General features: G+C 69.3%; 5 protein-coding genes. 3 read left to right on the top strand and 2 right to left on the bottom strand.

Annotated features, from left to right (window positions below; translation table 11 throughout):
- The coding region (locus tag AC1DU6_RS19990) for a hypothetical protein (protein ID WP_477859102.1) at positions 1-206 on the bottom strand (206 nt) is incomplete at its 3' end.
- 127 nt (positions 207-333) lie between these two features.
- On the opposite strand from AC1DU6_RS19990, the gene AC1DU6_RS19985 reads away from it, so the two are divergent.
- The 3 genes from AC1DU6_RS19985 (at position 334) to AC1DU6_RS19975 (ending at position 3,700) form a co-directional block, all read left to right on the top strand.
- A complete protein-coding gene (locus AC1DU6_RS19985; RefSeq protein WP_477859100.1) occupies positions 334-1,320 on the top strand; it encodes an AraC family transcriptional regulator in 987 nt (328 codons plus the stop codon).
- On the top strand, positions 1,317-2,300 hold the full coding sequence (locus AC1DU6_RS19980; RefSeq protein WP_457324327.1) for a DUF2804 domain-containing protein: 984 nt from the start codon (positions 1,317-1,319) through the stop codon (positions 2,298-2,300). Before AC1DU6_RS19985 ends, AC1DU6_RS19980 begins: the two co-directional genes overlap by 4 nt.
- A gap of 83 nt (positions 2,301-2,383) precedes the next feature.
- Positions 2,384-3,700, top strand: coding sequence for a GGDEF domain-containing protein (locus AC1DU6_RS19975; protein WP_457445647.1), 1,317 nt, complete (start codon positions 2,384-2,386; stop codon positions 3,698-3,700).
- A 25-nt stretch (positions 3,701-3,725) separates the two neighbouring features.
- On the opposite strand, the gene AC1DU6_RS19970 is transcribed toward AC1DU6_RS19975, so the two are convergent.
- A partial coding sequence (locus AC1DU6_RS19970) for an AAA family ATPase (RefSeq protein ID WP_477859097.1) occupies positions 3,726-4,931 on the bottom strand: 1,206 nt, incomplete at its 5' end.

The raw sequence follows: 4,931 nt of genomic DNA, 5'->3' as shown, positions 1-4,931 counted from the left end.
AGGACGACGAGCAGCACCAGGTCGGCGACCAGATAGCTGCCGCCGCTGTTCATGCTGTCGAAGGTGTCCCAGAGGTCGAAGACGCCGGTCCTGCGGAAGCGCCAGGCCTCCATCGCGATGAAGACGCCGAAGATGGGCGACAGCAGGACCAGCGTCAGATCGCGCCAGTCGCCATGGCGGTGGTAGAGGTCGAGCAGCCAGTCCATGCCGCTATGTTGATCCGAAACGGCCAGGATTTCTTGACGGCAAAACCCGGGTTTTTGACGGATCGCGCCACGCCTGGGGAGATCACGCAGAGGACGGTGGTCGGCGCTGCTGCATCATCGACCGGCCATGGATGAAACCCGCGTCGCCGCCAGCTATGTCCAGCTGCTCTTCGAGCACATGGGCGCGCTCGGCCGCGCCGACGCCCTTGGCACACCGCCGGCGCCGGCCGAGACCTTTGTCGCGCTGCGCCGCTGGCAGGCGCTGCTCGAGCGGGCACGCGACCTCGACCCCGGCCCGAAGTCGACCTTCTCGCTGCGCCTGGCGCGCGGCATCGCGCCGCGACACTTCGGCGTCGTCGGCTTCGCGGCGCTGGCCTGCGGTACCTTGGGCGAGGCCCTGTTGCGGCTGGAGCGCTATCACCGCTCGGTCTATGACGTGAACATCGCCCAGGTCCACCCCTGCCTCGAGGGCATCTGCATCGAATGGGGCGTGGAGCGCGGCCGCCCCGGCGCCCTGGTCGACGAGACCGCCATCGCGGCCCTGGTGCAGCTGACGCGTGAGTTCACGGGCAGGCCGGTGCGCGCACTGGCGGTGGACTTCGTCAACCGCCGCCCGGCCGATGTGCGGCCCTACGAGGACTTCTTCGGCGGCCCGGTGCGCTTCGATCAGCCCAGCACACGCCTTGTGCTGGCGCTGCGCGACCTCGCCCTGCCCTTGCGCGGCGCCGACGCGGCCCTGCTGGCGCTGCTCGACGATCAAGCCGAACGCCTGCTGCAGGAGGTGGCTGCCATCAGCGAGCCGGTCGGCGTCTGGCGCCAGGCCCTGGTCGGCCTGATCCGCAGTGGCCGCACCCAGCTGCCCGATCTGGCGCTCAGCCTGCAGATGAGCCCGCGCAGCCTGCAGCGGCGGCTGGCCGAACAGGGCCAGAGCTTCCAGGCCCTGCTGTCGCAGACTCGCCAGCAACTGGCCGAGGCCTATCTGCGCGACCCCGGCGTCGAGCTGGCCGAGGTGGCTCTGCTGCTCGGCTATTCCGAGCAAAGCGCCTTCACGCGCGCCTTCCGGCAGTGGACAGGCCAGGCGCCGCTGCAGTGGCGCAGACAGCATTCACGATGAACCTGGCTCCCCAAACCGTCGTCACCCATGGCGCGCCGGCCATGGGCCGCTATGCCGGCCGCATATCGCGCATCGATTGGTCACCCATGCGTGAGCGCCGCTCCTGGCTCTGGCACAAGCTGCATCACAAGCGCTGGCATTACGTTGGCCTGGGCAATGAGCAGCTCTTCATCGGCGTCGCCATCGTCCACCTCGGCTGGACCTGCACGGCTTTCGCCTACCTCTTCGACCGTCGCCGCCGCACCTTGCTGGCCAACTGGCGCCAGGACGGCCTGCCGGGATTGCAGGCCGGTGTATCCGACGCGCCGCTCGCCGGCGCCCGCACCTGGTTCCGCGGCCCAGGCGCGCGTCTGACGCTCTGCCACGAGCCGGACGACAGCCTGCGCCTCACGGTCGCCACGCGCGCGCTGCGCATCCAGGCCCGCCTGGACCTCGGCCGCATGGCGCCGCCGCTGCTGGCCATCGGCCCGGTCGACGGCGGCATCGTCCATGCGACGCAAAAGACCACAGCCCTGCCCGTGCAAGGCTGGGCCGAGGCCGAGGGCCATCATTTCGGCCTGGATGGCGCCTGGGCGGCGGTCGACGCGTCCAATGGCCTGCTCGCCCGCGACACCGCCTGGCGCTGGGCCAGCGCCCACCGCGCCGACGCCGGCTTCAATCTGCAGCAGGGCTATTTCGGCGGGCAGGAGAACGTGCTGTGGCTGGACGGCATGCCGATCGCGCTGGCCGGCGCCCATTTCGACTTCGACCCCACCCAGCCGTTGCGGCCGTGGCGGGTGCACACCGACGACGGCCTGCTCGACCTGGTCTTCACGCCTGAAGGCGCACGTGCCGAGGACCGTGACCTCCTTGTCGCCGCCAGCCACTACGTTCAGCCCATCGGCTGCTTCGCCGGCACGGTGCGGGCCGGTGCCGGCGCACCGGCGCGCCGCATCGACGGCCTGCTGGGCGTGACCGAGGACCACCGCTCCCGCTGGTGATACGTCACGCTCGGGCTCGGCAGGTCGGTTCAAAGACCGGGGCGGGTCGATACAGTCATGGCGCATCTCCAGTCGCCCCCCACGTGCCCCACGCCACCACACCCACACGCAACCTCGCGGCCGGCATTGCGCTGACCGTGGCACTGGTGCTGGCGCAGGCCTGGCTGCCCGAGCGCAGCATCGACCTCGCGGCCCCCGGTGCGGTGAGCAACCTGTTCCTGATCACCGCGGGCGACGCACCGGGCGARCCCCCCGTGCAGTGGGTCGATTTCGAACGCCGCCGCTGGGTTTGCCGCTATCCCGCGAACAGCCCTTCGCAATCGTGTGGCATCACCCTCGTGCTGAGCGGCGATGACCCGGCCCGCGGCAGGAACCTGAGCGGATTCGACAACCTGGAGATGGACCTGGCCTACCAGGGCAGTGCCGCTCATCTGCGCGTGGCCCTGCGCAATTTCGACCCGCGCTTCTCCAAGCTGACCGACGGCAACAGCTCCCGCATGCAGTCGATCAACCTGAGGGGGCGCGATGTCACCGGGCCGGTCACCCTTGAACTTTCCGAGCTGACCGTGCCCGAGTGGTGGATCACGCAGTTCGACCTGCCGCGCGAGTTCAACCGGCCCAGTGTCGAGAACGTGACGTCCCTGTCCATCGACGTGGCGGACGGCCTCGCCGGCCAGAACCACGAGCTGGAGCTGCGCCATCTCACGCTCAAGGGGCCGTGGATCGCCCGCGACACCCTCTACCTCGGCCTGCTCTGCGCCTGGCTGCTGGCGGCCGGCACCGTGGTGGGCCGGCACTGGCGCGCGCTGCGGCGCAGCCATCTGCGCCAGCAGCGCGAGATCGACGCGTTGACGGCACGCACCCGCCTGCTGCGCGTCGAGCAGGACAAGCTGCGCCGCCTGGCCACCATCGACGAGTTGACCGGGGTGCTCAACCGGCGCGGGCTGGAGTCAGCGCTGGAGGACTTCGAGGCCGAATCGGCCGGCGTGGCGCTCGTGCTGCTCGACATCGACCACTTCAAGCACATCAACGACCGCTGGGGCCACCCCGTCGGCGACGAGGTGCTGCGCCGCATGGCCGCCATCGTGTCGGCCAATCTGCGCACGAGTGACGTCATCGGTCGCTGGGGCGGCGAGGAGTTCCTCGTCGCCTGCCAGGGCCGCCATGCCGACGACGCGGTGCGGCTGGCGGAGAAGCTGCGCGATGCCGTGCAACGCGGCAACTTCGACGCCAAGGGCCGTTTCGGCATCACGGCGAGTTTCGGCGTTGCGCTGGCACCGCCCGGGGCGTCGACCCACCGCGCCTTCAAGCGGGCCGACGCGGCCCTCTACCGCGCCAAGGCCGCCGGTCGCAACCGCGTCGAACTCGACACCGCGCACGACGCCGTCACCACGCTCTGAGCGTGGCGGGCGCCGCGCACGACGCTCAGTGCACGACGCGACCGAACGAGAACTCGCCGCCTTCGACCTGCACCGGGATCACATCCTTCGGGCCGAAGCGCCCCTGGAGGATGAGCTTGGACAGCGGGTTCTCGACGCGCTGCTGGATGGCTCGCTTCAGCGGCCGGGCGCCGAAGACGGGGTCGAAGCCGACCTTGGCCAGTTCGTTCAGCGCCGCCTCGCTGATGTCCAGCTTCATCTCCATCTTTTCCAGGCGCGCCTCGAGCAGCCGCAGTTGGATGCGGGCGATGGACTTGATGTGGTCGGCGCCCAGCGCGTGGAAGATGACCGTCTCGTCGATGCGGTTCAGGAACTCGGGCCGGAAGTGGGCCTTGACCTCGCCCCACACGGCCTCGCGGATGACCTCGTCCTTCTCACCCGACAACGCCATGATGTGCTGGGAGCCGAGGTTTGATGTCATCACGATGACGGTGTTCTTGAAGTCCACCGTGCGGCCTTGGCCGTCGGTCAGGCGGCCATCATCCAGCACCTGCAGCAGCACGTTGAACACGTCCGGGTGGGCCTTCTCGACCTCGTCGAGCAGCAGCACGGAGTAGGGTTTGCGGCGCACGGCCTCGGTCAGSSTGCCGCCTTCTYCGTAGCCGACATAGCCGGGAGGCGCACCAATGAGACGGCTCACCGAATGCTTCTCCATGAATTCGCTCATGTCGATGCGCACCATGTGGTCGTCACTGTCGAACAGGAAGCCGGCCAGCGCCTTGCACAGCTCGGTCTTGCCAACGCCGGTGGGGCCGAGGAACAGGAAGCTGCCCAGCGGCCGGTTCGGATCGCTCAGGCCGGCGCGTGAGCGGCGGATGGCGTCGGACACGGCCTGGATGGCCTCGTCCTGGCCGATGACGCGATCGTGCAGCTTGGCTTCCATCTGCAGCAGCTTCTCGCGCTCGCCCTGCATCAGCTTGGAGACCGGAATGCCGGTAGAGCGCGCCACGACCTCGGCGATCTCCTCGGCACCCACCAGCGTGCGCAGCAGTTGCGGCCTGTTGGTGCCGGCCTTGCCGGCCTCCTTGGCCTGGGCCTCCTTGAGCTGCTTCTCCAGCTCGGGGAGCTTGCCGTACTGCAACTCGGCAACCTTGTTGAAGTCGCCCTTGCGCTTCCATTCCTCGATGTGCTGGCGGGCGCGATCGATCTCTTCCTTGACGTGGGCCGAGCCCTGGGCCTGGGCCTTCTCGGC

The organism is Roseateles sp. P5_B10, from assembly GCF_056400485.1.
This window is presented reverse-complemented; position numbering and strand designations above follow the sequence as displayed.

What these genes read in the sequence shown, in the direction of transcription:
- AC1DU6_RS19980 (WP_457324327.1), top strand. Translation starts at nt 1,317, where the DNA reads ATGAACCTGGCTCCCCAAACCGTCGTCACCCATGGCGCGCCGGCCATG.
- AC1DU6_RS19985 (WP_477859100.1), top strand. Translation starts at nt 334, where the DNA reads ATGGATGAAACCCGCGTCGCCGCCAGCTATGTCCAGCTGCTCTTCGAG.